The organism is Streptomyces sp. NBC_01445, assembly GCF_035918235.1.
Taxonomy (GTDB): Bacteria; Actinomycetota; Actinomycetes; order Streptomycetales; family Streptomycetaceae; genus Streptomyces.
In genome coordinates, this window is the sequence record NZ_CP109485.1 from 778,341 (window position 1) to 802,520 (window position 24,180).

Annotated in this window: 19 protein-coding genes and 3 pseudogenes; 13 read left to right on the forward strand and 9 right to left on the reverse strand. The window is 69.0% G+C overall.

Features of this window, described 5'->3' with window-relative positions; all coding sequences use genetic code 11:
* Positions 1–19: 19 nt before the first annotated feature.
* Entirely contained in the window at positions 20–1,384 is a 1,365-nt protein-coding gene (locus tag OG574_RS03830; protein ID WP_326771845.1) for an NCS2 family permease, read from the reverse strand.
* A gap of 190 nt (positions 1,385–1,574) precedes the next feature.
* On the opposite strand from OG574_RS03830, the gene OG574_RS03835 reads away from it, so the two are divergent.
* Positions 1,575–2,585, forward strand: a complete 1,011-nt coding sequence (locus OG574_RS03835; protein ID WP_326771846.1) for a LacI family DNA-binding transcriptional regulator — start codon at positions 1,575–1,577, stop codon at positions 2,583–2,585.
* A 14-nt stretch (positions 2,586–2,599) separates the two neighbouring features.
* Here the strand turns inward: OG574_RS03835 and OG574_RS03840 are convergent, their stop codons facing one another.
* Positions 2,600–3,190: a TetR/AcrR family transcriptional regulator gene (locus tag OG574_RS03840; RefSeq protein WP_326771847.1), complete on the reverse strand. Its 591-nt coding sequence runs from the start codon at positions 3,188–3,190 to the stop codon at positions 2,600–2,602.
* 48 nt (positions 3,191–3,238) lie between these two features.
* Between OG574_RS03840 and OG574_RS03845 the strand changes: the two genes are divergently transcribed.
* The 5 genes from OG574_RS03845 to OG574_RS03865 all read left to right on the forward strand — a co-directional run bounded on the left by OG574_RS03845 (position 3,239) and on the right by OG574_RS03865 (position 8,049).
* On the forward strand, positions 3,239–3,784 hold the full coding sequence (locus tag OG574_RS03845; protein WP_326771848.1) for a GNAT family N-acetyltransferase: 546 nt from the start codon (positions 3,239–3,241) through the stop codon (positions 3,782–3,784).
* A gap of 287 nt (positions 3,785–4,071) precedes the next feature.
* The gene (locus tag OG574_RS03850) at positions 4,072–5,517 is read left to right on the forward strand and encodes a family 2B encapsulin nanocompartment shell protein (protein ID WP_326771849.1); all 1,446 of its coding nucleotides are present in this window, start codon (positions 4,072–4,074) and stop codon (positions 5,515–5,517) included.
* 25 nt (positions 5,518–5,542) lie between these two features.
* Positions 5,543–6,592 carry a family 2 encapsulin nanocompartment cargo protein terpene cyclase gene (locus tag OG574_RS03855; RefSeq protein WP_326771850.1) on the forward strand — a complete coding sequence of 350 codons (1,050 nt, stop codon included), beginning with the start codon at positions 5,543–5,545 and terminating at the stop codon, positions 6,590–6,592.
* Positions 6,593–6,671: 79 nt separating this feature from the next.
* The gene (locus OG574_RS03860) at positions 6,672–7,547 is read left to right on the forward strand and encodes a geranyl diphosphate 2-C-methyltransferase (protein WP_100593867.1); all 876 of its coding nucleotides are present in this window, start codon (positions 6,672–6,674) and stop codon (positions 7,545–7,547) included.
* Positions 7,548–7,671: 124 nt separating this feature from the next.
* Positions 7,672–8,049: an NUDIX hydrolase gene (locus tag OG574_RS03865; RefSeq protein ID WP_326771851.1), complete on the forward strand. Its 378-nt coding sequence runs from the start codon at positions 7,672–7,674 to the stop codon at positions 8,047–8,049.
* A 28-nt stretch (positions 8,050–8,077) separates the two neighbouring features.
* On the opposite strand, the gene OG574_RS03870 is transcribed toward OG574_RS03865, so the two are convergent.
* A complete protein-coding gene (locus tag OG574_RS03870) occupies positions 8,078–8,257 on the reverse strand; it encodes a hypothetical protein (RefSeq protein WP_100593497.1) in 180 nt (59 codons plus the stop codon).
* 223 nt (positions 8,258–8,480) lie between these two features.
* Between OG574_RS03870 and OG574_RS03875 the strand changes: the two genes are divergently transcribed.
* Positions 8,481–9,662, forward strand: coding sequence for a baeRF3 domain-containing protein (locus OG574_RS03875; RefSeq protein ID WP_326771852.1), 1,182 nt, complete (start codon positions 8,481–8,483; stop codon positions 9,660–9,662).
* Positions 9,663–9,760: 98 nt separating this feature from the next.
* Here OG574_RS03875 and OG574_RS03880 read toward each other — a convergent pair whose 3' ends face one another.
* On the reverse strand, positions 9,761–9,979 hold the full coding sequence (locus OG574_RS03880; protein WP_100593495.1) for a DUF1918 domain-containing protein: 219 nt from the start codon (positions 9,977–9,979) through the stop codon (positions 9,761–9,763).
* Positions 9,980–10,180: 201 nt separating this feature from the next.
* On the opposite strand from OG574_RS03880, the gene OG574_RS03885 reads away from it, so the two are divergent.
* The 4 genes and pseudogenes from OG574_RS03885 to OG574_RS03900 all read left to right on the forward strand — a co-directional run bounded on the left by OG574_RS03885 (position 10,181) and on the right by OG574_RS03900 (position 17,386).
* Entirely contained in the window at positions 10,181–11,719 is a 1,539-nt protein-coding gene (locus OG574_RS03885) for a cytochrome ubiquinol oxidase subunit I (RefSeq protein ID WP_326771853.1), read from the forward strand.
* A 12-nt stretch (positions 11,720–11,731) separates the two neighbouring features.
* Positions 11,732–12,733, forward strand: a complete 1,002-nt coding sequence (gene cydB, locus OG574_RS03890; RefSeq protein WP_326771854.1) for a cytochrome d ubiquinol oxidase subunit II — start codon at positions 11,732–11,734, stop codon at positions 12,731–12,733.
* A gap of 2 nt (positions 12,734–12,735) precedes the next feature.
* Positions 12,736–15,009, forward strand: a pseudogene (gene cydD / locus OG574_RS03895) (thiol reductant ABC exporter subunit CydD).
* A 43-nt stretch (positions 15,010–15,052) separates the two neighbouring features.
* On the forward strand, positions 15,053–17,386 hold the full coding sequence (locus OG574_RS03900) for an FdhF/YdeP family oxidoreductase (protein WP_398376882.1): 2,334 nt from the start codon (positions 15,053–15,055) through the stop codon (positions 17,384–17,386).
* A gap of 80 nt (positions 17,387–17,466) precedes the next feature.
* Here the strand turns inward: OG574_RS03900 and OG574_RS03905 are convergent, their stop codons facing one another.
* Both OG574_RS03905 and OG574_RS03910 read right to left on the reverse strand, forming a co-directional pair.
* On the reverse strand, positions 17,467–19,011 hold the full coding sequence (locus tag OG574_RS03905; RefSeq protein ID WP_326771856.1) for a phytoene desaturase family protein: 1,545 nt from the start codon (positions 19,009–19,011) through the stop codon (positions 17,467–17,469).
* A pseudogene (locus tag OG574_RS03910) lies at positions 19,005–20,690 on the reverse strand (DUF3556 domain-containing protein); the annotation flags it as partial. The pseudogene OG574_RS03910 and the gene OG574_RS03905, both read right to left, overlap by 7 nt.
* 186 nt (positions 20,691–20,876) lie before the next feature.
* On the opposite strand from OG574_RS03910, the gene OG574_RS03915 reads away from it, so the two are divergent.
* Complete coding sequence (locus OG574_RS03915; RefSeq protein ID WP_326771857.1) at positions 20,877–21,581, forward strand: hypothetical protein; 705 nt, start codon at positions 20,877–20,879, stop codon at positions 21,579–21,581.
* Complete coding sequence (locus OG574_RS03920) at positions 21,563–21,874, forward strand: helix-turn-helix domain-containing protein (protein WP_326771858.1); 312 nt, start codon at positions 21,563–21,565, stop codon at positions 21,872–21,874. Before OG574_RS03915 ends, OG574_RS03920 begins: the two co-directional genes overlap by 19 nt.
* 21 nt (positions 21,875–21,895) lie before the next feature.
* Here the strand turns inward: OG574_RS03920 and OG574_RS03925 are convergent, their stop codons facing one another.
* From OG574_RS03925 to OG574_RS03935, 3 genes and pseudogenes are all read right to left on the reverse strand, one after another.
* On the reverse strand, positions 21,896–22,537 hold the full coding sequence (locus OG574_RS03925; RefSeq protein WP_326771859.1) for a DUF4232 domain-containing protein: 642 nt from the start codon (positions 22,535–22,537) through the stop codon (positions 21,896–21,898).
* A gap of 264 nt (positions 22,538–22,801) precedes the next feature.
* Positions 22,802–23,158, reverse strand: coding sequence for a GNAT family N-acetyltransferase (locus OG574_RS03930; RefSeq protein WP_326778357.1), 357 nt, complete (start codon positions 23,156–23,158; stop codon positions 22,802–22,804).
* A gap of 27 nt (positions 23,159–23,185) precedes the next feature.
* Positions 23,186–24,169 (reverse strand): annotated as a pseudogene (locus tag OG574_RS03935) (pirin family protein); the annotation flags it as partial.
* Between the last annotated feature and the right edge of the window lie 11 nt (positions 24,170–24,180).

A 24,180-nucleotide genomic window follows, 5' to 3' on the forward strand; every position in this document is an offset into this window, starting at 1 on the left:
TCCTTCGTGGACGGTGCCGTCACGGGACGAGGGTGTAGAAGTAGTAGCCGAGCGGGATCATCACGATCCACAGCGGCCAGGCCACCTCGCGGATCCGCCCGCTGACGGTCTTGACCAGGACGTGCGCGGCCAGGCCCGTCGCGATGCCGGTGCCGAAGTTGCCGAAGAACAAGGTGGTCGCGACGGTCAGTGCCGCGGGGACGGCGTGGGTCGGGTCCTTGAAGTCGACGTTCTTCAGGGCGCCGAGCATGTTCAGCCCGATGTACATGAGGACGGGCGCCGTGGCCGCGGACGGGATCAGCGTCGCGAAGGGGGTGACCAGCAGCAGGAGGCCGAAGCCGCAGGCCGCCCACACCGACGCGAGGCCGGTCCTGCCTCCCGAGTCGGCACCGGCCGACGACTCCAGGTAGGCCGTCATCGAGGGCGCGCCGACGGCGGCCCCGCCCATCACGGAGACGGAGTCGACGAGGAACGGGCGGCGGGAGCCGGGGATGTTGCCGTCCTCGTCGAGCAGCCCGGCCCGCCCGGCGACGGCCAGCAGCGTCCCCGTCATGGAGAAGAACTCCGAGACGAAGAACGCGAAGATGTACGGGAAGTACTCGGGCCTGAGCGCGCCCAGGACGTCGATGTGGAAGAGCAGCGGGCCGGGTGAGTCCGGGGCCGAGAAGAGGCTGTCGGGGACCTCGGTCACGCCCAGCGGGATACCGGCGATCGTCACCGCCGCGATGGTGATGAGGAACGCGCCGGGCACCTTGCGCGAGGCGAGCGCCGTGAGCAGCAGCAACCCGGCCAGGGCCAGCAGCCCGGCGGGCTTCGACAGGTCGCCGACGGCGAGCGCCGCCTTGTCGGCGTTGCCCACGACGAGGTCCGCGTCCCGGAATCCGATCAGGGCGATGTAGAGGCCGAGGCCGCCGCTGATGGCGTACTTGAGGTGCATCGGCATCAGGCGCGTGACGAGGTCGCGGATGCCGAGGAGGGTCAGCACCAGGAAGGCCACGCCGGACCAGAAGACCATGCCGAGCGCCGTGTCCCAGGGGACGTGGTCCTGGCCGACGATGGTGAACGCGACGAGCGCCACTCCGCCGAGGCCCGGGGCGACGACGAAGGGCAGGTTGGCCATCAGGCCCATCGCCAGGGTGGCCAGGGCTATCGCGATGATGACGGCGGTGGTGGCGGCGCCGTGCGGCACACCGGCGCCGGCCAGCTGACCGGGCACGACGACCACGGCGTAGGCGGCGGCCATGAACATCGAGGCGCCCGCCACTATTTCGGTGCGGTGGGTGCTGCCTCGGCCTCGGACGCTGAAGAGACGTTCGGTGAGCGAGGCGGGTGGCTCGGTCGTGACGGCGGTCTGCTCGCCGGTGGTCGGAGCGGTGGGTGGCATACGAAACCTCGGCGGGGATGAGGGGTCGGGCAGAACTGCCTGCGGCGGCGTCGGCGCGGGAGGGCTCGCGGGAGGTGGGGGCACCCGGCTTGGGCCAGGTCTCTGCAACCGGGTTCTGTAACCGGTTGCAGAGACCGGTTGCAGGTATGATGACACGCCGTAAAGCGAATGTGAACACAGGGGCCCGCGCATGCTCGGCGGGCACGTCAGGCAGGGGGCGGCGATGGCGACGCTGATGGATGTGGCGCGCGCGGCGGGGGTGTCCAAGGCCACGGCCTCAAGGGCCCTGCAGCGCCCCGAGCTGGTCGCGGAACCCACCCGCCTGCGGGTACTGGACGCCGCGCAGCGCCTCGGCTTCCACCCCAACGCCGCCGCCCGCGCGCTGACCACCGGGCGGACGGGCCTGGTCGGTCTCGTCGTGCCGACGCTCTCCAACCCGTTCTTCGCGCCGCTCGTGATGGGCGCCCAGCAGACCGCCGAGAAGACCGACCATCACCTCTTGATCGCCGTCTCGGAGTACGACCCCACGCGCGAGGCGGAGCTCGCCGACCGCCTCGCGGAACAGGCCGACGGGCTGATCATGGTCACTCCGGTAGGCACCGATGCCGCGCTGCGCGAACGCGCGCGGCGCGTGCCCCTCGTACTGGTCGACCGCCAGGTGGGCCGGCTGCCCGCAGTCGTGGCCGACACGGCGACGGGCCTGGCGCAGCTCATGGATCACCTCCTCGACCAGGGTCACCGGGACATCGCGTATGTCTCGGGTCCCGCGGGCTCCTGGGCCGACGGGCAGCGGTCCGCGATCCTGAGGGAGCGCGCGGAACAGGCGAAGGCCCAGCTGCATGTCCTCGGCCCGATGCCGCCCACGTTCGACGCGGGGATCGAGGCCGCCCGCACCCTCCCGCGCGAGGCCACGGCCGTGCTCGCGTACAACAGCTACCTGACGCTCGGCCTGCTGCACGGACTCGCGGCGGCGCACCGCCGGGTGCCCGAGGACGTCAGTCTGGCCGCGGCCGACGATCTGAGCAGCCTCAAGTCGACGACACCTTCCGTGACCGCGCTCGACGTCCCGGTGGAGGAGGTGGGCGCACTCGCCGTCACGCGCCTCATCGACCTGCTCGCCGGCCACCACGTCACGGTCACCTCCCGGCTGCCGTCCCGGCCGGTCCTGCGCGCGTCGACGGCTCCGCCCGCGAACCGGTAGCCCCCGCCGGCCCGCTACCGAGCGCGGGTCAACGCGTCCAGACAGTCGTCAAGGAGCTCGGCCTGGCGACGGGGCGGGAACGCCTCGGGGTCGAACAGCGCCTGCACCACCAGGCCGAGTACGAAGGCCTGAGCTCCGGCCGCGATGCGCGCCGGATCCCCGGCGCGCAGTTCGCCCGCCTCCTGAGCGGCCTCGACGAGGTCGCGCAGCTTGTCGCGGCCTCGCCCGTACTTGCCGGCGTAGTCGGCACTCAGCCCGGGGTCGGCGAGCGCGGTGTCCCAGGAGGACACCCAGATCCGGTTGCTGTCGGTTGCCTCGCCCGTCAGCGGGAGGATGCTCATCAGGGCGGCCTTCAGCGCGGCCAGGCCCTCCCCCGCCGCAGGCCGGGGGCGCGAGACGGTCCGCTGCTCGAGCAGGTCGAGGGCGTACGCGACCAGGTCGCGCTTGGCCGGGAAGTAGTGGGTCAGCAGGCCGGTGGACGCGTCGAGTTCGGCGGCGACGGCGCGCATGGTCAGGCCGCCGAATCCGTGCGCGACCAGCACCCGCCAGACCGCCTCGGAGACGTCACGGCGACGGGCCTCATGGTCCCCCTTGGTACGTGGCATGCTGCTACGGTACATAGCCAAAACGCTTGTTGTGTGAATGGGGTCCTCATGTTCTCTCTCCCCTTGCGGGACGACGCCCGTCTCGCCCCGCTCGAGATATGGCATGCCGAGGAGTTCGCCGCCCACCTGGACCGGGCGCGCGAGCACATCCGGCCGTGGGTCGGTGCGGGCTTCGTCACTGTCGACGTCGACGGGGCGCGCGCCACACTGCGCCGGTACGCCGAGCGCCAGGCCGCGGACGGCGGCCGCCTCTACGGCATCTGGCTCGACGGCACGCTCGTCGGCGGCGTGATGTTCGTGGACTTCGACGCCGCTTCCGGTTCCTGCGAGATCGGCTGCTGGCTGGAGCCGGACGCCGAGGGCCACGGCCTGATCACACCGGCGTGCGGCACCTTGCTGGACTGGGCGTTCACCACACGGGGCCTGCACCGCGCCGAGTGGCACTGCCGGGCCGACAACGAACGCAGCGCCGCGGTGGCCAAACGGCTCGGCATGACACTCGAAGGCGTTCAGCGCGAGTCCTGGCCGTACGACGGCACCCGTCACGGCACGCAGCTCTGGGCGATCCTCGCTCCGGAGTGGCGCGCCCAGTAACCACGACACCGCGCGCCCGGGAATGGCGAACCCAGTAGCCACCCACCGCGGCGCCCCATAGCTCGTACGCGTCCCGCGCACACGTTCCCGTGGTGCGGGACGGCGCGCGATCACGTTCCGCTTGGCCGTCTGCCTCATTCGGCAGGTTTGCACTTCCAGGACGCGAAATCGCCCCCTTCGCGCCGTACCTGGCCACCACTCCCGGCTGCTTGCCTTGTGGGTGCAACGAGGAGCTTTCGTACCACCGATCGCTTCGCCCACCCTCGTTACATCTCCTGGGAGGGAATGTGTCCGTACCGGACAGCGCCACCGGTCCCGCGAGCGACGAAGAAACCGCACCTGAAGTCCCGACCGACCAGCAGCTGACCAGTCTCGGTACCCATGCGGCACGCCGGCTGGCCACGACCACCAAGTCCGCACCGCAGATGCAGGCCATCACCTCACGGTGGCTGCTGAAATCCCTGCCATGGGTGGACGTCAAGGGCGGCACGTACCGGGTCAACCGGCGTCTCCAGCTCAGCATCGGCCGCGGCAGGGTGCAGTTCGACCAGAACGGCGGGAACGACATCAAAGTCATCCCCGAGACGCTCACCGAACTCCCCGTCCTGCGCGGGTACGACGACATCGACGTACTGAAGGAAATCGCCACCCGGTTCCGGACCCGGGAGGTGCGGGCCGGGCAGGTCCTCTTCGAGGCCGGGCAGCCGGTGACCGAGGCTTACCTGGTGGCCCACGGGCGGTTCACTCGCTTCACCGAAGGCAAGTACGGCGAGGAGGAGGTCATCGGCGTCGTCACGGACGGCGACCAGATGGGCGACGAGGCCATCGGCCAGCCGGACCCGCTGTGGCTCAGCTCGGTCCGGGCCGAGACCGCGGGCACCGTTCTCGTACTGCCCTGGGACGTCGTCGAGGAGCTCACCGAGCGGACACCGTCCCTCGCCGCGCACCTGCGGGAGTACGTCGAACGACAGCGGCTGCCGAGGAACCGCAAGGGCGAGGCAGACGTCCCCGTGCAGTCCGGGCACACGGGTGAGCCGACGCTGTCCGGCGGCTTCGTCGACTATGAACTCACGCCGCGCGAATACGAGTTGTCCCTCACCCAGACCGTCCTGCGCGTCCACACCCGCATCGCCGACCTCTACAACGACCCGATGGACCAGACCGAGGAGCAACTCCGCCTCACCATCGAGGAGATCCGCGAGCGCCAGGAGTGGGAACTCCTCAACAACCGCGAGTTCGGGCTGCTGCACAACGTCGACTACGGCCAGCGCATCAGCACCTTCTCCGGCCCGCCCACCCCCGACGATCTCGACGAACTGCTCTCCATGCGCCGTAAGACGAAGCTCTTCCTCGCCCATCCGAAGGCGATCGCCGCGTTCTTCCGGCAGTGCAACCGGCGCGGTCTGGTCCCCGGGACCGCGAACGTCGACGGTCACGAGGTGCCCGCCTGGCGAGGCGTTCCGCTGTTCCCCTGCGGCAAGATCCCGGTCACGCCGCAGCACACGACCAGCATCCTCGCGCTGCGCACCGGGGAGTCCGACCAGGGAGTCGTCGGCCTCTACCAGACCGGCATCCCCGAGGAGTACCAGCCCGGCCTGAACGTCAGGTTCATGGGCATCAACACCACCGCGATCATCAACTACCTCGTCACCGCCTACTACTCGCTGGCGATTCTCGTCCCCGACGCGGCGGGGATCCTCGAGAACGTGCAGATCGGACGGACCGCCGAATGACGCGCGACGACGGACGGGGTACGCGATGAGTGCACCGCCGGACACAGCCGCCCCGTTCTCTCCGCCGGGGCCGCCCAGCCTTGCCCGCGCCCTGCAGACACGGCGCGGCGGTGCGGTCCCCGGACTGCGTCACCAGCCGGCGGTCCCCGCCGATCCCGTGAAGGTCGAGGAGGTCGACCGCAGGCTGGAGATCTGGGCCCGCGGTCTCGATCTGTTCCCCGAGGCGTGGTTCGAGGACTTCGCGCGCTTCCAGGTCGGGCGGGCCGTGGTGCTCCAGCACCCGGGGGCGGCCGACCTGGACCGCCTCACCGCCGCGGGCAAACTGCTGCTCGCGGAGAACATGGTCGACGACTGCTACTGCGAGGACAAGGGCGGATCACCGCGCGGCCTCGGCGGCCGGCTGATCATGGCGCAGTCCGCGATCGATCCGTACCACGGGACAGCCGAGGCGGAGGAGCAGTGGCGCCACGGCGTGCAGGCCGACGGCCCGCTGCGCTCGTACCACGTGGCCTTCCAGGACTACGCCGCCTTCGCCACACCCAGCCAGGCATCCCGGTTCGTCCACGACATCGCGCGGCTGCACCTCGGGTACCTCGCCGAGGCCGCCTGGGCGGAGACCCGGCACATGCCGCGCGTGTGGGAGTACCTGGTCATGCGGCAGTTCAACAACTTCCGCCCCTGTCTGTCCCTCGTCGACGCGGTCGACGGCTACGAACTGCCCGAGGCCGTCTACGCCCGGCCCGAGATCCAGCGGGTCACGGCGCTGGCGTGCAACGCGACGACGCTCGTCAACGACCTGTACTCCTTCACCAAGGAACTGGCCAACGACCCCACCCACCTCAACCTGCCGCAGGTCGTCGCGGCCAACGAACGGTGCGGCCTCAAGGCCGCCTACCTCAAGTCCGTCGACATCCACAACGAGATCCAGACGGCCTTCGAAGAGGAGGCCGCGCTTCTGTCCGCCATGTCACCCCTCGTCGAACGGTACGTCCAGGGCCTCAGCACCTGGGTGGCCGGCAACCACGAGTGGCACGCCACGAACAGCCGCCGCTACCACCTGCCCGACTACTGGTAGTCCGCGCACCGGTCCAACCACTCGGACCCGAAGTCCGTTTCACCTGATCCACTGTCAAATGCACTGCGAGGAGTACCTGTTGACCACCGCTCCCCACTTCACCTCGGCCGTTCCGCTGCCGGCCCAGTCCACGTACCAGTCCCGTGTCGCCGAATACTGGAACGCCGAGGAAAACCCGGTCAACCTCGAACTCGGCAAGATCGACGACCTGTACCACCACCACTACGGGATCGGACCCGCGGACAACTCGGTGCTCGACGAGCCCGACCCCACGCGGCGCAACGACCGGATCACCGCCGAGCTGCACCGGCTCGAACACGCCCAGGCCAACTGCCTCGCCGACCACCTCGGACCGCTCACCGCCACCGACCGGGCCTTCGACGCCGGCTGCGGACGCGGCGGCGGCAGTGTCGTGGCGCATCTGCGGTACGGCTGCCAGACCGACGGCGTCACCATCTCGGCCAAACAGGCGGACTTCGCCAACGCCCAGGCCGCCAAGCGCGGCATCGACGGCCAGGTCCGCTACCACCACCGCAACATGCTCGACACCGGTCTGCCGACCGGCGCGTTCGGCGCGTCGTGGAACAACGAGTCGACCATGTACGTCGAGCTGGAGCTGCTCTTCGCCGAACACGCCCGGCTGCTGCGCCGCGGCGGCCGGTACGTGGTCATCACCGGCTGCTACAACGACGGTTACGGCCGGGCGTCGCGCGAGGTGTCCCTGATCAACGCCCACTACATCTGCGACATCCACCCACGGTCGGAGTACTTCCGCGCCATGGCCCGCAACCGCCTGGTCCCCGTGCACGTCGAGGACCTCACGGAGGCCGCGCTGCCGTACTGGGAACTGCGCAAGCAGGCCGACCATCTGGTCACCGGCATCGAGGACACGTTCCTCACCGCGTACAAGAACGGCAGCTTCCAGTACCTGATGATCGTCGCCGACCGCGTCTGACTCCGCCCCCGCCCTGATCCCTGATCCGGCGACGTCCGCGTGAACCGGCCTTCGTGGGGTAGGAAGGCAAGGCCCGCACACCGGGCGGACGGATCACGCGGAACAGAGAGAGGGCGGTCGGGTCATGGCGCTGGAGCAGGCGGCCCACGGCATGGTGCAGGCGGTCGTCATCCACAACGGACGCCTGCTCCTGGTGGAACAGCCGGACGGCAGTGAGCTGCCGTCCGGCATTCCCGAGCCCGCCGAGTCGGCGGAGGCCACCGCCGCGCGCCTTGTGTACGAGCTCACCGGCTATCTCGTCGACGGTTCATCGACACTCGAACCACAGGCGGCTCAGGGAGATCCCGGGCCGGCCGTCCTGTGTCAGCTGCTGACCGAGGATCCGTCGGACGGGGCGCGGCTCAGGCCGGAGCAGATCCATTGGGTTCCGGTCGCGGCGGCCGTCGACGCCACGCCCCCGGGAGCCGTGCGCAACTACTTGGAGGGCCACACGCCGGTGTGAGGCCCTCCAACTGGTCTGCCGGACCTCGTCACGGGGCCCAGCGGCCGTTGGCCTTGCGATGATCGTGGGGCTGCTGGGACTTACCGGGCAGCTGGTCCTTCGCCTGCTTGACGGCCGCCTGCGGGATCTGCGAGTGGAAGTACAGCAGCTTGCCCTGCCCTCGTGCACCTATGCCGTGGTGCCCTTTCGCCGGTGAGTTCTTGCTCATGACTCGGCACCTCGCCATCTCACGTCGGCTTCGCGGGCCCGGAAGTGGAAGTCCCCGGTCGCGCATTCCGTAGATTTCACGGTACGCCGCTCCTGACGATGACGGCGGGTCGAGACGGTGACTGCGGGTCGAGACGAACCCACCCCGCAGGGCAGGGACCTGTTACCCGTCGGTCGGCCGTTTCCGCCCTGCGTGTCCCGGTGATCAATGCGAGGCTGAAATCGTGCATACCTCCGATCTGACTCCTGAAATCCGTGCCGCCCTGAGCAAGAAGCGGCCGTATCCCGCGATCACGTTGGTCACGCCCACCGATCCGGATTTCCCCTTCAGCGACAAGGACCGAATCCTCATCCGAGACCTGGTCACCGAGGCCAAGCGGCGGCTGGTGGACGACCCGGACGTGGAGCGGGAGACGAGGTTGGAGCTGCGGGATCAACTGCTGGATCCCGCGGAGATCGAACGCGCGACCGATCCTTTCCACCCGGACGACGCCATGGTCGTCTATGTGGCCGTGAACGAGCCGGTCCAGGTATGGCGGATGACATCGCTCGCACCGGTGGAACCCCGCGTGGAATTCGGCACGGCATTCCTGACGCGGTACCTGGTGGCTGCCGAGCAGCGCTCCCGCCCGTACCTGGTTCTTGTCCTCGACCAGGAGATGTGCCGTCTGTACCACGGGTCCGTACGACGACTGCAGGAAGTGGAGAAGAACGGGTGGCCGGACAAGCCGCAGATCCCGTCCCCCGAGGATGCGATTCCCGGGTCCATCCCCCACTCCACGCCGTACGAGGGGCATGAGGAGCGGGTCGAGCAGTACCTGCGGACCGTGGACAAACGGCTGGGGCAGTCCTTCGAGGAGCACGACGGACTGCCGCTGTTCGTCATCGGCGGCGACAAGATCCTCTCGACGTTCAGGAGCGTCACCCGCTACGGGAATCTGATCGCCGGGACATTGCCGCTCACGGGCATGGACAAGGAATCGGCCCAGGATCTGGAGAAGCGGCTCCAGCCGGCCCTCGCGGACTTCTACGCCAAGCAGGTCGCCGAAGCCGTCTCCGAGCTGAGCGAAGCGCGTGGACAGGGCAAGTACGTCGGCGGCGCGCCGGAGGTGTGGACCTCGGTCGCCGACAAGCGCGTGCACCGCCTGGTGGTGGAAGAGGGGCTGATGCTGGCGGGCCGCATCACCGAGGACGACCGCGTCCTGGAGCTCGTGGACGTACCGAAGCCGGTGACGTTGCCGGACCCGAAGAAGGACATGGAACCGTCGGCGCACGCACTTGGTGTGGCCACCGACATCGTCGAGCGACTCGTGGACAACGCGATCGCTGCCGACGCCCGGGTCCTGTTCGTGCCCGACGGGACGCTGACGGAGGCCGGCGGCGTGGCGGCGCTGCTGCGCTACTGATCCCCACGTACGGGCGCACGCGAGATGGGATCCCTCAGTGAGGGATCCCATCTCTCGTGTCTGTTTCCGCCGTCTCTCGTGTCTCTGTTTCCGCGCAATCAGAGATACGGCGAACCGGATACATCGACCACGTGCGTGTGGCGCTTGCAGTGTGCCTTTTCTACGTCTGGCCCCGGCGCGACCACAGCAGTATGGCCGTCCGAAAAGGCCACTTGGTAGAGATCGCGGTTCGTACCAGAGATGATCTCCTCGACCCTTACGGTCCTGTCACCCCTGAGGCCGTGCAGGGTCAGATAATCGCCCTTCTTGGCTTCCATAGTGATCAGCCTCTAATGCTGACAGCTTCCGACGCCTCTGATGGGGGCACCGTTTCCACTCAATCCCGGTGGTTGCCGATCCGCAAGCGGAGCGGAAATTGGCCGCCTCCACCCGGCCCCAGCTCCGCCCGGCCCGATGCCGCTTTGTGCTAAAGATAGCTTTTGCCCGAATGTGAGGAACTCCGGCCGAGAGATGGTGCAGTGGTACTAGCAGTCGCTCAAGAGACCATGGCGCGATGGCAGTTCGGCATCACCATCGTCTACCACTTCCTCTTCGTCCCGCTGACGATCAGTCTGGCCGCCATCGTGGCGGGCTTCGAGACGGCCTGGGTGCGGACGGGCAACGCGAAGTATTTCCACGCCACGAAGTTCTGGGGCACGCTCTTTCTCATCAACATCGCGATGGGTGTCGTCACCGGCATCGTCCAGGAGTTCCAGTTCGGGATGAACTGGTCCGACTACTCACGCTTCGTCGGCGATGTTTTCGGTGCCCCGCTGGCGATGGAGGCGCTGATCGCGTTCTTCTTCGAGTCCACGTTCATCGGCCTGTGGATCTTCGGCTGGGACAGGCTTCCCAAGAAGTTGCATTGCGCGTGCATCTGGCTGGTCGCCATCGGCACCCTGCTCTCCGCGTACTTCATTCTGGCGGCCAACTCCTTTATGCAGCACCCGGTCGGCTACCGGATCGACAAGGAGTCCGGGCGGGCCCAACTCACCGACATCGGCCGGGTGTTGTTCCAGAACACCACGCAGGTGCAGATGTTCCACACCGTTACCGCTGCGTTCCTCACCGGTTCCGCGCTGGTGATCGGCATCTCCTCGTACCACCTGCTGCGCGCCAAGCGCGGCAAGGAGACGAACCGCCGGAACATCGCGCCGATGCGGACCTCACTGCGGGTCGGCCTGATCATCGCGGTGGTGGCCGGGCTGGGCACCGCGCTCAGCGGCGACCGGCTGGGCAAGGTCATGTTCGATCAGCAGCCGATGAAGATGGCTGCCGCCGAGGCGCTCTGGGACACGCAGGGTCCCGCCCCCTTCTCGATCTTCTCGATCGGCAATGTCTCCGAGGGCCACAACACCGTCGCACTGGAGATCCCGGGCCTGCTGTCCTTCCTCGCCAAGGACAACTTCCACTCCGCCGTCCCCGGCATCAACAACAGGGCCCGTGACCAGGCGGCCGAGTTCGGCGGTGAGCCGGAGGACTACATCCCGAACATCTTCGTGACGTACTGGGGCTTCCGCCTGATGATCTTCTTCGGGATGACCAGCTTCGTGGTCGGTCTGATCGGTCTGTGGACCACGCGGCGGAAGTTCTGGCTGACGCAAGGGCGCAAGACCGACGACGACGAGCCGCCGATGCTGATGCTCACCGACAAGGTCGAGATGAACGCCTTCTTCACCAAGTGGAGCTGGCGGGTCGGCATCCTCACCATGGCGTTCCCGCTGGTCGCCAACAGCTTCGGCTGGATCTTCACCGAGATGGGCCGCCAGCCCTGGGTGGTCTACCACCTGATGCGCACCTCCGAAGCCGACTCCCCCCACGTGACGACCGGCACGGTGATCGGCTCGATGACCGCGTTCACCGTGCTCTACGCGGTACTTGCGGTGATCTGGGTGAAGCTCATGGCCAAGTACGCCATGGCCGGCCCGGACTCCGGTGAGCGGCCGCCGACCAAGGACCCGACCCTGCGCGGGCCCTCCGCGGAGGATACCGACCAGCCCCTCGCCCACGCGTACTGAGGACGGATCGTCATGCACCTCCACGATCTCTGGTTCATCCTGATCGCCGTCCTGTGGATCGGCTACTTCTTCCTCGAGGGCTTCGATTTCGGCGTCGGCGTCCTCACCAAGTCGCTGGCCCGAAACAGCACCGAGCGCCGGGTCCTGATCAACACCATCGGCCCGGTGTGGGACGGCAACGAGGTCTGGCTGATCACGGCCGCCGGTGCGACCTTCGCGGCCTTCCCCGACTGGTACGCCACGATGTTCAGCGGCTTCTACATCCCGCTGCTGATCATTCTGTTCTGCCTGATCGTGCGGGGCGTGGCCTTCGAATACCGGGCCAAGCAGTCCGGGGCGCGCTGGCAGCACAACTGGGAGCAGGCCACCTTCTGGACGTCGTTGCTGCCCCCGTTCCTCTGGGGCGTGATCTTCGCGAACATGGTCCGCGGGCTGGCGATCGACGCGGACAAGTCGTACGTGGGCGGCCTCGGGGACCTGTTCAACGGTTACACGATCCTCGGCGGCGTCATGACGCTGGTGCTGTTCGTCTGCCACGGCGCGGTCTTCGCGGCCCTGAAGACCCTCGGGGACATCCGTGACCGGGCCAGGACGCAGGCGACTCAACTCGGCGCGCTGGCGGGCCTGTTGCTGCTGGTGTTCCTGATCTGGACACAGGTGGAGTCGGGCAACAGCCGGAGTCTGGGCGTGATGATCGTGGCGTTCCTGGCACTGATCGGGGCGCTGGTCATGACCCGGCTCGGCCGTGACGGCTGGGCGTTCACGCTGTCGGGACTGACCGTCGTGGCGGCGTTCGCGATGCTGTTCCTGGCCCTGTATCCGGATGTCATGCCGTCGACGCTCAACCCCGACTGGTCGCTGACGGTCTCCAACGCCTCTTCGTCGTCGTACACGCTGAAGGTGATGACGATCGTCGCGGCGGTGTTCACGCCGATCGTGCTGATCTACCAGAGCTGGACGTACTGGGTCTTCCGTCGGCGGATCGGCGTCCAGCACATCCCGGCGGGTCACTGATCATGCGACCTGTCGATCCCCGGTTGCTGGCGTACGCCCGCACCACCCGCGCCTTCCTCGCCGGATCCGTGGTCCTCGGCGGGGTGGGCGCGGCCCTGCTCGTGGCCCAGGCAAGCCTCGTCCGAGATCGTGGTGCGGGCGTTCGAGGAGCACGCGTACGACCTGACGTGGCCGCTGCTCGGTCTGGTGGCCGTCGCGCTCGGGCGGGCGCTCGTGGCCTGGCTGACCGAGCTGGCGGCACATCGGTCGGTGGCCCGGGTGAAGTCCACGCTGCGGGGGCGGCTGCTCGACCATGCCACCGCGCTCGGCCCGTCCTACCTGACGGGCCGGCGCACCGGCGAGCTCGCGACCCTGGCCACCCGGGGAGTCGACGCCCTGGACGACTACTTCGCCCGCTACCTCCCGCAGTTGGCGCTCGCCGTCGTCGTGCCGGTCGTGGTGCTGGCCCGGATTCTCGGTGCCGACTGGCGGTCGGCGGCGATCATCGCGGTGACGCTGCCGCTCATCCCCTTGTTCATGGTGCTGGTCGGGCTTGCGACGCAGGACCGGATGACCAGGCAATGGGCCGGCCTGTCCCGTCTTTCGCATCACTTCCTGGACGTGGTGGCCGGGCTTCCGACGCTGAAGGTCTTCAACCGGGCCAAGGCGCAGGCCCGTTCCATCGCCCGCATCACGGACGACTACCGCAGGGCGACGATGCGGACGCTGCGGATCGCGTTCATGTCCTCGCTGACGCTGGAACTGCTGTCGACGCTGTCGGTGGCGCTGGTCGCGGTGGCGGTCGGGTTCCGGCTGGTCGACGGATCGCTGGATCTACGGACCGGCCTGCTGGTGCTGGTTCTCGCCCCGGAGGTGTACCTGCCGATTCGTCAGGTGGGCGCCCTGTACCACTCGAGCGTGGAGGGGCTGACGGCCGCGGGCGAGATCTTCGAGGTCCTGGAGACCGCGCCGCCGGACTCGGGGACCGATCCGGCGCCGGCCGGCGCGGAGATCAGGCTGTCGGCGGTGAGTGTCGCTTACGAGGGGCGCTCGGTGGCGGCGTTGCAGGATGTGTCGCAGACGCTCACGGCCGGGGAGACGGTTGCCCTGACCGGGCCGAGTGGCGCGGGCAAGTCCACGCTGCTCGCTGTGCTGCTCGGGTTTGTCCCGCCGTCGGCCGGTGCCGTGCTCGTCGACGGGCGCGACCTCGCCTCCTTCGACCCGGAGAGCTGGCGTCGACAGATCGCGTGGGTGCCGCAGCATCCACACCTCTTCGCGGGGACGGTCGCCGCCAACGTACGGCTCGCCCGGCCCGAGGCGACCGGCGCCGAGGTACGTGCTGCGCTCGCTGCCGCCCACGCGTCGGACTTCGCGGAGCCGGGCCTGGTGCTCGGTGAAGGCGGTGCGGGGCTCTCGGCCGGGCAGCGGCAGCGGCTGGCCCTGGCCCGCGCGGTACTGGCGGACCGGCCGCTGGTGCTCCTGGACGAGCCGACCGCCAACCTCGACGGCGAGAGCGAGGCCGCCGTGGTCGAGGCCGTCCGCTCGCTGGCAACGGGCCGCACGGTCCTGCTCGTGGCCCACCGCCCGGCCCTCCTCGCCATCGCTGACAGACGCGTGCACCTGGACGTCCCCCATGAGAGCAGGGATGTGCGCACGGCGGAACCCCGGCGTTCATCGGTCGCAGCTCCTGCCGGCCACTGCCCATGTGCGGTCGAGCCACCTCCAGGGCCCGGGCGAGGCAACGAGACCCGGCCCCGGCTCGGCCTCGCCGTGCTCCTCGGGTCTACCTGCGTCTCGCCCGCCCCGACGCCGAGGAGCCCGGCCTGCGGGCCGCACTCGCCAGGGCCCGCCTGCTCGACTGGGTCGACAGCCTGCCCGCCGGTCTCGACACGATGGTGGGCGAGCACGGGGTCCGCCTCTCCGGGGGGCAGCGGCAGCGGCTGGCGCTGACCCGCGCGCCGCTCGCGGACTTCCCCGTACTGATCATGGACGAGCCCGCCGAACACCTCGACCTGCCCACCGCCGACGCCCTCACCGCGGATCTGCTCGCCCTCACCGAGGGCCGTACCACTGTGCTGATCACCCACCGCCTTGCCGGACTTCGCAGTGCCGCCGTCGACGAGATTCTGGTTCTCGACCAAGGCCGGATCGCCGAGCGCGGCAGCTGGTCCGAGCTCATCGACCGGCAGGGTGGACGGCTCCGTGCCATGTGGCTCCGTGAGCGGCGGGCGGACGCCCTGGTTGCCGCGGGCGACGGTGTCCCCGGGCAGGTGGCGCCCATTGATCAACCGGCATAGCCTGACTGAAACTAATATTTTGTCGGCTTATGCCCGTATTTGCATGGTCGAAGGGTTGAGTGTCTTGAGCATCGACAGTGAGGCGCCGGAAGAACTGGAACCCAGTGTGGGGCCGATCCCCAAGGAGGATCCGGAGTATCACCCCTACCACCACCCGGCTGCCGGCTGGGGTGCCGCGAAGAGCGTGACCCAGTTCCTCGTGCGCGAGCGCGAACTGGTGGATGGCCCGCGGGCCATCATGAAGATGAACCACGAGAACACAGGCTTCGACTGTCCCGGTTGCGCGTGGCCGGACGACACCAAGGGCCTGAAGCTCGACATCTGCGAGAACGGCATCAAGCACGTCACGTGGGAGATGACGCGCAAGCGCGTCGAGCGCGACTTCTTCGCCGCCCACACGGTGACCGAGCTGTTCGAGTGGAGCGACTTCAAGCTGGAGGACCAGGGCCGGCTGACCGAGCCGATGGTCTACAACCCTGACACGGACCATTACGTCCCCATCAGCTGGAAGGACGCGTTCGAGCTGGTCGGCAGCACCCTGCGCGGCCTTGAGAACCCGAACCAGGCGTCGTACTACACGTCCGGCCGGCTCGGCAACGAGGCCACGTTCCTCTACCAGTTGATGGCCCGTGAGCTGGGCACGAACAACCTGCCCGACTGCTCGAACATGTGCCACGAGGCCAGCGGCCGCGCCATGCAGGCGTCCCTGGGAACGGGCAAGGGAACGGTCGACCTCAAGGACTGGGAGAGCGCGGACGCGCTGTTCATCATGGGGGTCAACGCCGCCTCCAACGCGCCCAGGATGCTCACAGCACTCGCCGAGGCCTACCACCGCGGCGCCCAGATCGTGCACATCAACCCGCTGGTCGAGGCGGCCGCCACACGCACCATCGTCCCGCACGACTTCATGGACATGGCGCTGTTCAAGACGACGAAGACCAGCACCCTGAACCTTCAAGTGCGCATCGGCGGCGACCTGGCGCTCCTGCGTGGCATGGCCAAGGCGGTCATCGAGGAATCCAAGCTGGACCCCAAGGCGCTGGACCAGGAGTTCATCGAACGCCACACCACCGGCTTCGACTCCTACCGGCAGCTGTGCGAGAGCACCTCCTGGGACGAACTGGAGAGGCAGTCCGGGGTCAGCCGCGACGACATCCTCAAAGCGGCGCGCGTGTACTGCGACGCCGACCGCAGCATCATCAGCTGGTGCCTGGGCCTGACCCAGCACGAGCACGGCGTCGACACCGTCCGCGAGATCATCAACCTCCTTCTCCTGCGCGGCAATCTGGGCCGTGAGGGAGCCGGCCCCTCCCCCGTACGCGGTCACAGCAACGTCCAGGGAAACCGCACCTGCGGCATCGATCACCGACCCGACGACGAGTTCCTCGACCGCCTGGCCGAGTACTGCAAGATCGACCCGCCGCGTGAGCACGGCCTGGACACCATCGGCACCATCCAGGCCATGCGCCGGGGCGATGTGAAGGTGTTCGTCGGCATGGGCGGCAACTTCGCCCTCGCCGCACCGGATTCGCCGATCACGTACGAGGCCCTGCGCAACTGCGACCTCACGGTCCAGGTGAGCACCAAGCTCAACCGCAGCCACCTCGTGCACGGCCGCCAGGCGCTGATCCTGCCGTGCCTCGGCCGCACCGAGAAGGACCATCAGCGCAAGGGCATCCAGAGCACGTCCGTCGAGGACTCGATGAGCATGGTGCACATGTCCGTCGGCATGAAGCGCCCGGCGTCGCCGCACCTGCTGTCCGAGCCCGCGATCGTCGCGGGCATGGCCCGCGCGGCCCTGCCTGCGAGCAGCACGCCGTGGGAGTGGTACATCGAGGACTACGACCGGATCCGCGACACCATGTCGCAGGCCCTCGACGGGTTCGAGGACTTCAACCGCCGCGTGCGCCTGCCCCTGGGCTTCCGCCTGAAGCAGCCCGCCCGCGAACTGGTCTTCCTGACCCCGTCCGGCGGCGCGGAGTTCTCCGACGCGGCCCTGCCCGACGTCGTACCGGCGCCCGGCACCCTGGCCCTGGGCACCATGCGCTCCCACGACCAGTGGAACACGACGATCTACTCGGACAACGACCGCTACCGCGGCATCAAGAACCTGCGCGAGCTCGTCTTCATGAACGAGGACGACATGCGCGAGCGCGGGATCTCCGAATTCGATCCCGTCGACATCACCAGCACGGCAAGGGACGGCAGCCACCGCTACCTCAACGGCTACCTCGCCATCCCGTACGACATCCCGCGCGGCTGCGCGGCCGGGTACATGCCCGAGATGAACGTGCTGTGCGCGCTCGTCGACTACAGCACGCAGAGCGACCAGCCGATCATGAAGCACGTCAAGGTGACCATCGAAGCGGCCGCCTGAGCTGGAAGTCGGGCGAAGGAGGGGCCCCGGCCGGGCTGACGACCGGTCGGGGCCCCGTCGCGTTCGCTCGTGACACGGCGTCAGGCGGGTTGCCGGACTCCGAGGTACCTCAGAGCGGACCTCGCCGCGCCGGCGCCGCACATGCCGTGTGCGCCGGGGCCGGGCGGCGTGGCGGCCGAGCAGATGAACACGCCGGGCAGACCGGTGCCGTAGGGGTCGAGCGCGGGGCGCGGGCCGAGGAGTAGGTACGGGACCGTGTTGGCTCCCGTGACGATGTCGCCTCCGACGAAGTTGGGGTTGGCCGCGGCGAAGTCGGCGGGCCGGGTGATGTGCCGGCCCACGATGCGTTCGCGTACGCCGGGGGCGAATCGCTCGAACTGGCGGAGGATCGCTTCGGTGGCGTCTCCGTCGTAGTCGTACGGGACATGCGCGTAGGCCCAGACAGGGTGTACGTCGCCGACCGAGCGGGTGGGGTCGGCCAGGTACTGCTGGCCGACCAGGACGAAGGGGCGCTCGGGCATCCGCCCGGCCACGACGTCCCGCTCCCCACGTGCCACGTCGGCGAACGGGCCGCCGAGGTGGACGGTGCCTGAGCGTCGGGCGTCCTCGTTCGTCCAGGGCACGCCGCCTTCGACGGCCAGGTCGACCTTGAACGCGCCGGGACCGCGGCGGAAGCGCCGGTAGGCGGACCGTACGCGGGCGGGAAGCCGGTCGCCGTAGATGCGGGCGATCTGGCCGGGGTCGAGGTCGAGGAGCGTCACGTCGGCGGGCGGGATCTGCGAGGAGCGGGTGATGTGTACGCCGGTGTGGATCGTGCCGCCGTGCTCGCCCAGTACGTTCTCCAGGCTGCGGGCGATGGACTGTGAGCCGCCCTCGGCGACGGCCCATCCGGCGGCGTGCCCGGCGGTGAGGATGCCCAGTCCGATCGCCGACGTGAACGGGTGGGTCAGCGGACGGAACGCGTGCGCCGCGACGCCCGCCCACAGCGCCTGCGCCTGGGGGGTTCTGAAGAGACGTGCGAGGACGGTGGCGGGCAGGGTGGTCGGCAGGCCGAAGCGCGCGAGCAGCAGCGGGTGCGTCGGGACGCGCAGCAGAGGGCGCATGACGTCCTGGGCGAGCGCGTCCCAGTGGCGCACGGGCGTTTCGAAGAGTGCCCGGTACCGTCCGGCGTCGGCACCGAGCATGAGGGCGGTGTCCTCGACGGAGCGCATCAGTACCCCCGCACTGCCGTCGTCCAGCGGGTGTACGCAGTCGACGTCCGCCAACTTCCAGCGCAGTCCGTGCCGTTCGAGGCCGAGTGAGCGAAGCGCCGGCGAGGTGACGGCCATCGGGTGGATGGCCGAGCAGTGGTCGTGCAGCAGGCCGGGAAGGACGGCCTCGTGGCTGCGGGTGCCGCCGCCGACCTCGTCCGCGGCTTCGAGGAGCGTGACCTCGAGGCCCGCCTTCGCGAGCAGGGCCGCGGCGACGAGCCCGTTGGGCCCGCCGCCGACGATGACGGCGGACGTCATGACGCCGTGTCCATGGGCGGCAGGCCCTCGACGGAGCCGTCCGCGTCGGGCACCGGCCGCAGCGGGTGCACGGACTGCACACCGTAGACCGGGTAGCCCGGGCCGTCGGTGGGCCACGGCTGCCGGGTCACCATGTCGTGCACCTTGACGTGTCCGCGTTCCAGCAGACCGAGGGCGGCGTCGTGGACCTCATACGTCTGATTCTGCCGGTGGATGGGCTGACTCTCCAGGCAGATCACGCGGACCTCGCCGGGCGCGAAGCCGCAGCGGGCCTGTACGGCGCGCAGGAGCTGATCGTCGTGGAGGTGGCCCTCGCCGAAGTTCCAGCCGATCGCAAAGCCGCCGATCAGCTCTCCCTCGACGACGACGGCGTCTTCCTGACCGTCGGCGACCCGGTCGATGAGTCCGTTGTGGGCGCGGCCATGGGCGTGCATGGCCCGCCAGCCGTGCGCCTTGCTGGCCACCAGCAGCGCGGTGTCCGCGTCGTACAGGGTCTCCAGCTGCTTGGTGGGCAGGCGGCACGACGTGGTCAGTCCCGCCTCCAGTCGCTCCAGGGCGTCGCCGGTGAACACCCACACCGTGGTGGCCCAGTTGCCCGCGTAGTAGCGCATCGCGGGGAGGAAGGAGACGAGGTCGGGCCGTACGTTGCCGAGGATCGGCAGAAACAGCAGGCTCGGCAGGATCACGACCAGCAGCCAGGGCGATTGCAGGTCCTGGACCATGACGTCGCCGTGGGCACCGAAGAGGTAGAACAGCGAGAAGATGAAAAAGAGGTTCCACTCCAGCGGTACGCCCATGGGGACCGTCGAGAGGATGTGGAGGTGGAAGACGGCCATGTAGATCAGGGCCGCCCACGTCCACCAGCCGCCGTCGCCGAAGAACACCAGGTAGAGCGGGACGCCGTATTCGGTGGCGGTTCCGATGTGGGCGAGGAGGAGCGGCAGCGGGGAGGGGCGCAGGTCGCGCGGGTGGTCGCGGTAGAAGACCCGCTTGACGCGGCCCGAGGGGATCAGGGGCGCGTTGCTCATCATCGTCGCCACCACGAACGGGAAGTGGCGGTTGAGCTTGGACGTCGCGGCTCCCCACCACAGCGCCAGCATGACGAGCTTGAAGCCGATGAACATGTCGCTGCAGGGGAAGAAGAAGATCAGCAGCGAGAGCCAGTACTGCTCGCCGCGTGCCGCGAGGAAGATGGTCTTGTCCCGCAGGCCGAGCACGGCGACGGTCGCGATGAGCGGTAGGGCCGCCAACGGGTCGAACAGGCCGACGTGGCCGAATCCCACGATGCTGCTCCCGTCGCCCGGGCGGCTCAGCAGCCATGCGCCCGAGGCGAGTACGGCGGCGTACAGCAGGACGTCGGCGACGGTACGGCGGTCGCCTCGGGTCAGCGGCACCTTGTCCGGCCACGGAGGCAACCTGATGGTGCCCGGCCGCAGCCAGTACAGGATGGAGCCGATCGGCGGGTTGAAGCGGGAGGTGAGCGGGCCGGATCCGCAGCCGAGGCCGATCACTTCCCACAGGAGCGTGAAGACGATCAGCTTCTGGTAGACGATCGGCTCGTCCCACCAGGAGGCCACGTCGGTGACGGTTCCGAGGCCCGGGGTCAGCGAGATCACCAGGGCCGCCCCACCGCCGTAGAGCAGGCACTTGACGACGTAGAACAGGAGCACCCCGTAGGGGCTGCCGAAGCCGTACTCGACCCAGTCCCGGGTGAGGATCTCCAGGCGCTCGCGGCGCGGCAGGGAGCGGAACGTGTCGGCGTCGACAGGCGGCAGTTGGGGTTTGATGAAGCCCATGAGGTCACACCTTTGTGTCTCGTCGGAGCCGTTTGTCGTGAGGAACGCGGTGGCCCGGCCTGGTGGCCTCCGTGAACGTAGGACCAATTGCCCCGCCGCGGCGACGGATGCGCGTCACAAGATGTGCGCGGGCTTTCGTGCGGCGGGCACGAACGAGGGGAGAGCGCCTCCGCGTAAGGTCCGGGCATGTCGACAGAACAGTCGTTGGCCATCGCAGCGGTCGACAGCCTTTGGGACGCGCGGGAAGAGCTCATCGCGGGGCTCGTGCGGGTGACGCCCACCCAGATCGCCGCGCTCGATCACGACGCCGCCCTGCGTTCCCTGCTCGAAGCGAGCATCACCGAGAACATCGTGGCCGCGTTGAACTTCATCAAGCAGGGCATCGACCCGGACGATCTGGAGGCGCCGACCGCGGCTCTCGCGTATGCCCGCGTGCTGGCCCAGCGCGACGTGCCGCTCTCGGCCCTCATCCGCGCCTATCGCATCGGGCATTCCCTGGTTCTCGACCAGGCCTTCGCCAGCCTCGACGACCTGCCACCCGACGACCGGGTGCCGCTCGTTCTTTTCCTTGTCCGCCGCTCGGCGCTGTTCATCGACCAGATCTGCGAGCAGGTCGGGCGGGCCTACGAGCGCGAGCGTGAGCGGTGGGTGGCCGGCCGGAGCGGCGTCCGCCAGCAGTGGGTCAACGAGTTGCTGGGCGGCGGCCCGGTGGACAGGGCGGCCGCCGAGCGGGCACTGCGCTATCGGCACGCCAGGCCGCCCAGGTCAAGGAGATCCTCGCGACACGACTCGACGGCACGCGGACGCGGCTCGCCGGCGCGAGGAATCGGGGCCCGCGCGCCGGCCGACCGCACTGGGTGCACTACGCCGATGTGGCACCGGTCGCGCTGATGGCCGGAGACCTCCCGGCCGTACACGACTTCGTGGCGGCCACGCTGGGCGAACTGGCGCAGGCCGGGCCACGCGGTGCCACCCTGCGCGAGACGCTACGGACGTTCCTCACCCACCACCGCAGCTACGCGGCCGCGGCACGGGCGATGAACCTGCACCGCAACTCCGTCCAGTACCGGGTGCAGCAGGCGACCGCGCTGCTGCCGGACGGCGCCCACAGCCTCGACGACGACTTCCACGTCCGCGCCGCGCTGCTCGCCGCGCACTGGCTGGGGAGTGCGGTCCTTGCGTGACGGATCCCTCGCGCCCACCGGTCACTTGCCGGTGCCGACGGGGTCGACCGTGATGGCCGGGCCGGAGCCATCGGTGGCGGGAACGTTGATGGTGACGGGCAGGGTGTGGGAATGCGTCTCGTTGGGCGGGGTGACGACGAGGCTGGTGAAGGTGACGCCGGAGCCGCCGGAGTCGTTCGACGGGTAGTGGAGCGTGAAGCGGGTCTCCTCGCCGGGCTTGACGCTGACGCTCGGCGGGGCGAGCTTGCTGCGCTCGGCGCTGACGGTGCCGTCCTTGCCCTTCAGGTCGGCTCCGGGGAAACCCTTGAGGGTGCAGGTGGCGGAACCGGTGTTCTTGAGGTTCACGACGAGCGTGCCCTCGGCCATGCCGCCGGAGCTGCTGAAGGCGAGGTGGGAGGTCTGGCAGGCACCCGTACCCGTTCCGGAACCGCCGTTGGAGGAACCCCCGGTGCTCGCGTCGGATCCCGCCGTGCTGGTGCCGTTGCCGGTCGATGCGCTGCTGCCGCCGGAGTCCTGAGAACCGGAGCTCTGGGAACCGGAGCTCCGGGCGGACGAGGAGGAGTCGTCCGACCCGGCCGAGGAGTCGCCGCCGCTCTGGCAGGCGGTGAGCGAAAGGCCCGCGACGACGGCGACGGCGAGGAGGGAGAGCTTCTGGACGCGCATGGGGGGTCCCTTTCAGGGTGTCCGCTCAATCGTCTTGAGCGAGCCGTACTGATCGTTGATCGATCGCTTGCCGATCGCTTCCTGATCGGCTGTCGATCGCTTGCTGATCATTGAGACCCTGGCTGCGCGGGAGCCGTTCCGTCCAAACGTCCTCTAATACATGGCTGTTACAGACACCCCGGCAGGCGGGATCCGGCATACGCGGTGTGTGCCCGCGCAGGACAGAGGGAGTTGGATGCGGCGGAGCGCGGCCGACCCGACGGATCAGGCCAGTTCGGCGTCCAGCCACTGCTGGACCTCGGGGGTGACCGGGTCGGTGATGTCGGCGAACTCCTCGTGCTTCTTGAGGAACTTGGCCACGTAGGGGCAGACCGGGACGATCCTCTTGCCGAGCTCGCGCACGTCGGTGAGTGCCTGCTGGACCAGCTGGCCGGCCAGGCCCTGTCCGGCATACGCCTCGTCAACTTCCGTGTGGAAGAAGACACGTTGCACACCGCGGTCGCGGTAGGCGGTCAGGCCGGCACGTGCGCCGTCGACCAGGATCTCGTACCGGTGGCGCTCATCGTTCCGCTCGACGGAAGGAACGGAAGGAACAGAGGGAACAGAGGAAGGCTGGGTCATCGGGTTCCTTCGGAAGAGATCAGCGACGCGGGGGGGGGTCTTGCGCGGCGCGAGGGCGGCATGGGGCAGAGCAGGGGCGGGGAGACGGTCTCCGGGGTAGCCCTCGACAGCGCCGAAACGCTCCGAGGCGCTCTCCCATTCCTCTCGCGCCCGGACGATGTCCTCGTGACTGCGGCCGATGAAGTTCCACCACATCACGATCTCCTCCTCGAACGGCGTTCCGCCGAGAAGGACTGTCCGGGCCGTCTCGTCGGACTCGTTGACGAGGGTCAGGGTGTCGGCGCCGGGGTGGACGTAACCCAGGTCGGCGGGGCGTAGCAGGGCGTCGGCCACACGGACCTCCCCGTGGTCCACGAGTACGCCGTGTTCGAAATCGGCGTCCACGGCGAGCGTGAGCGACGCACGTGGCGCAAGGGTGATCTCGGCGCCGAGCAGGGGCGTGAAGGTCGGCACCGGGGAGACGGATCCGGCCAGGGCACCCAGGAAGACCCTGATCTCGGCACCCTCCGTCCGCACCGGCTCGGGCACATGGTGCTGGAAGTCCCGCCCGGTGTGCCGGTGTTCTTCGGGGAGCGCCACCCAGAGCTGGACGCCGTGCAAGGTCGTGGTGCGCGGGGTGGAGACCTCGCTGTGGCTGATGCCGTGTCCGCCCGTCATCAGGTTCAGTTCACCGGGCCGTACGTAGGCGTGGCTGCCGAGGCTGTCGCGGTGTTCGATCTCCCCGCTGAACAGCCAGCTCACCGTCTGCAGGCCGGTGTGGGGATGCGGGGCGACATCCATGCCACCTGTGCGGCCGACATCGTCGGGGCCATAGTGATCGGCGAAACACCAGGCACCGATCAGGGTCCGGGACCGCTGCGGGAGCGTACGTCGCACGGTCATCGCCCGCGGCCCGCCCAGAGGGACGTCGCGCGGGGCGAGCACGTCGACCCGTTGGCCCTCGGCCGACAGCTCGCCTGCCACCCGGGAGCCGCCATGCACTCCGACCGGACCTGCTTCCGCATTACTCATCGCGGCCACCT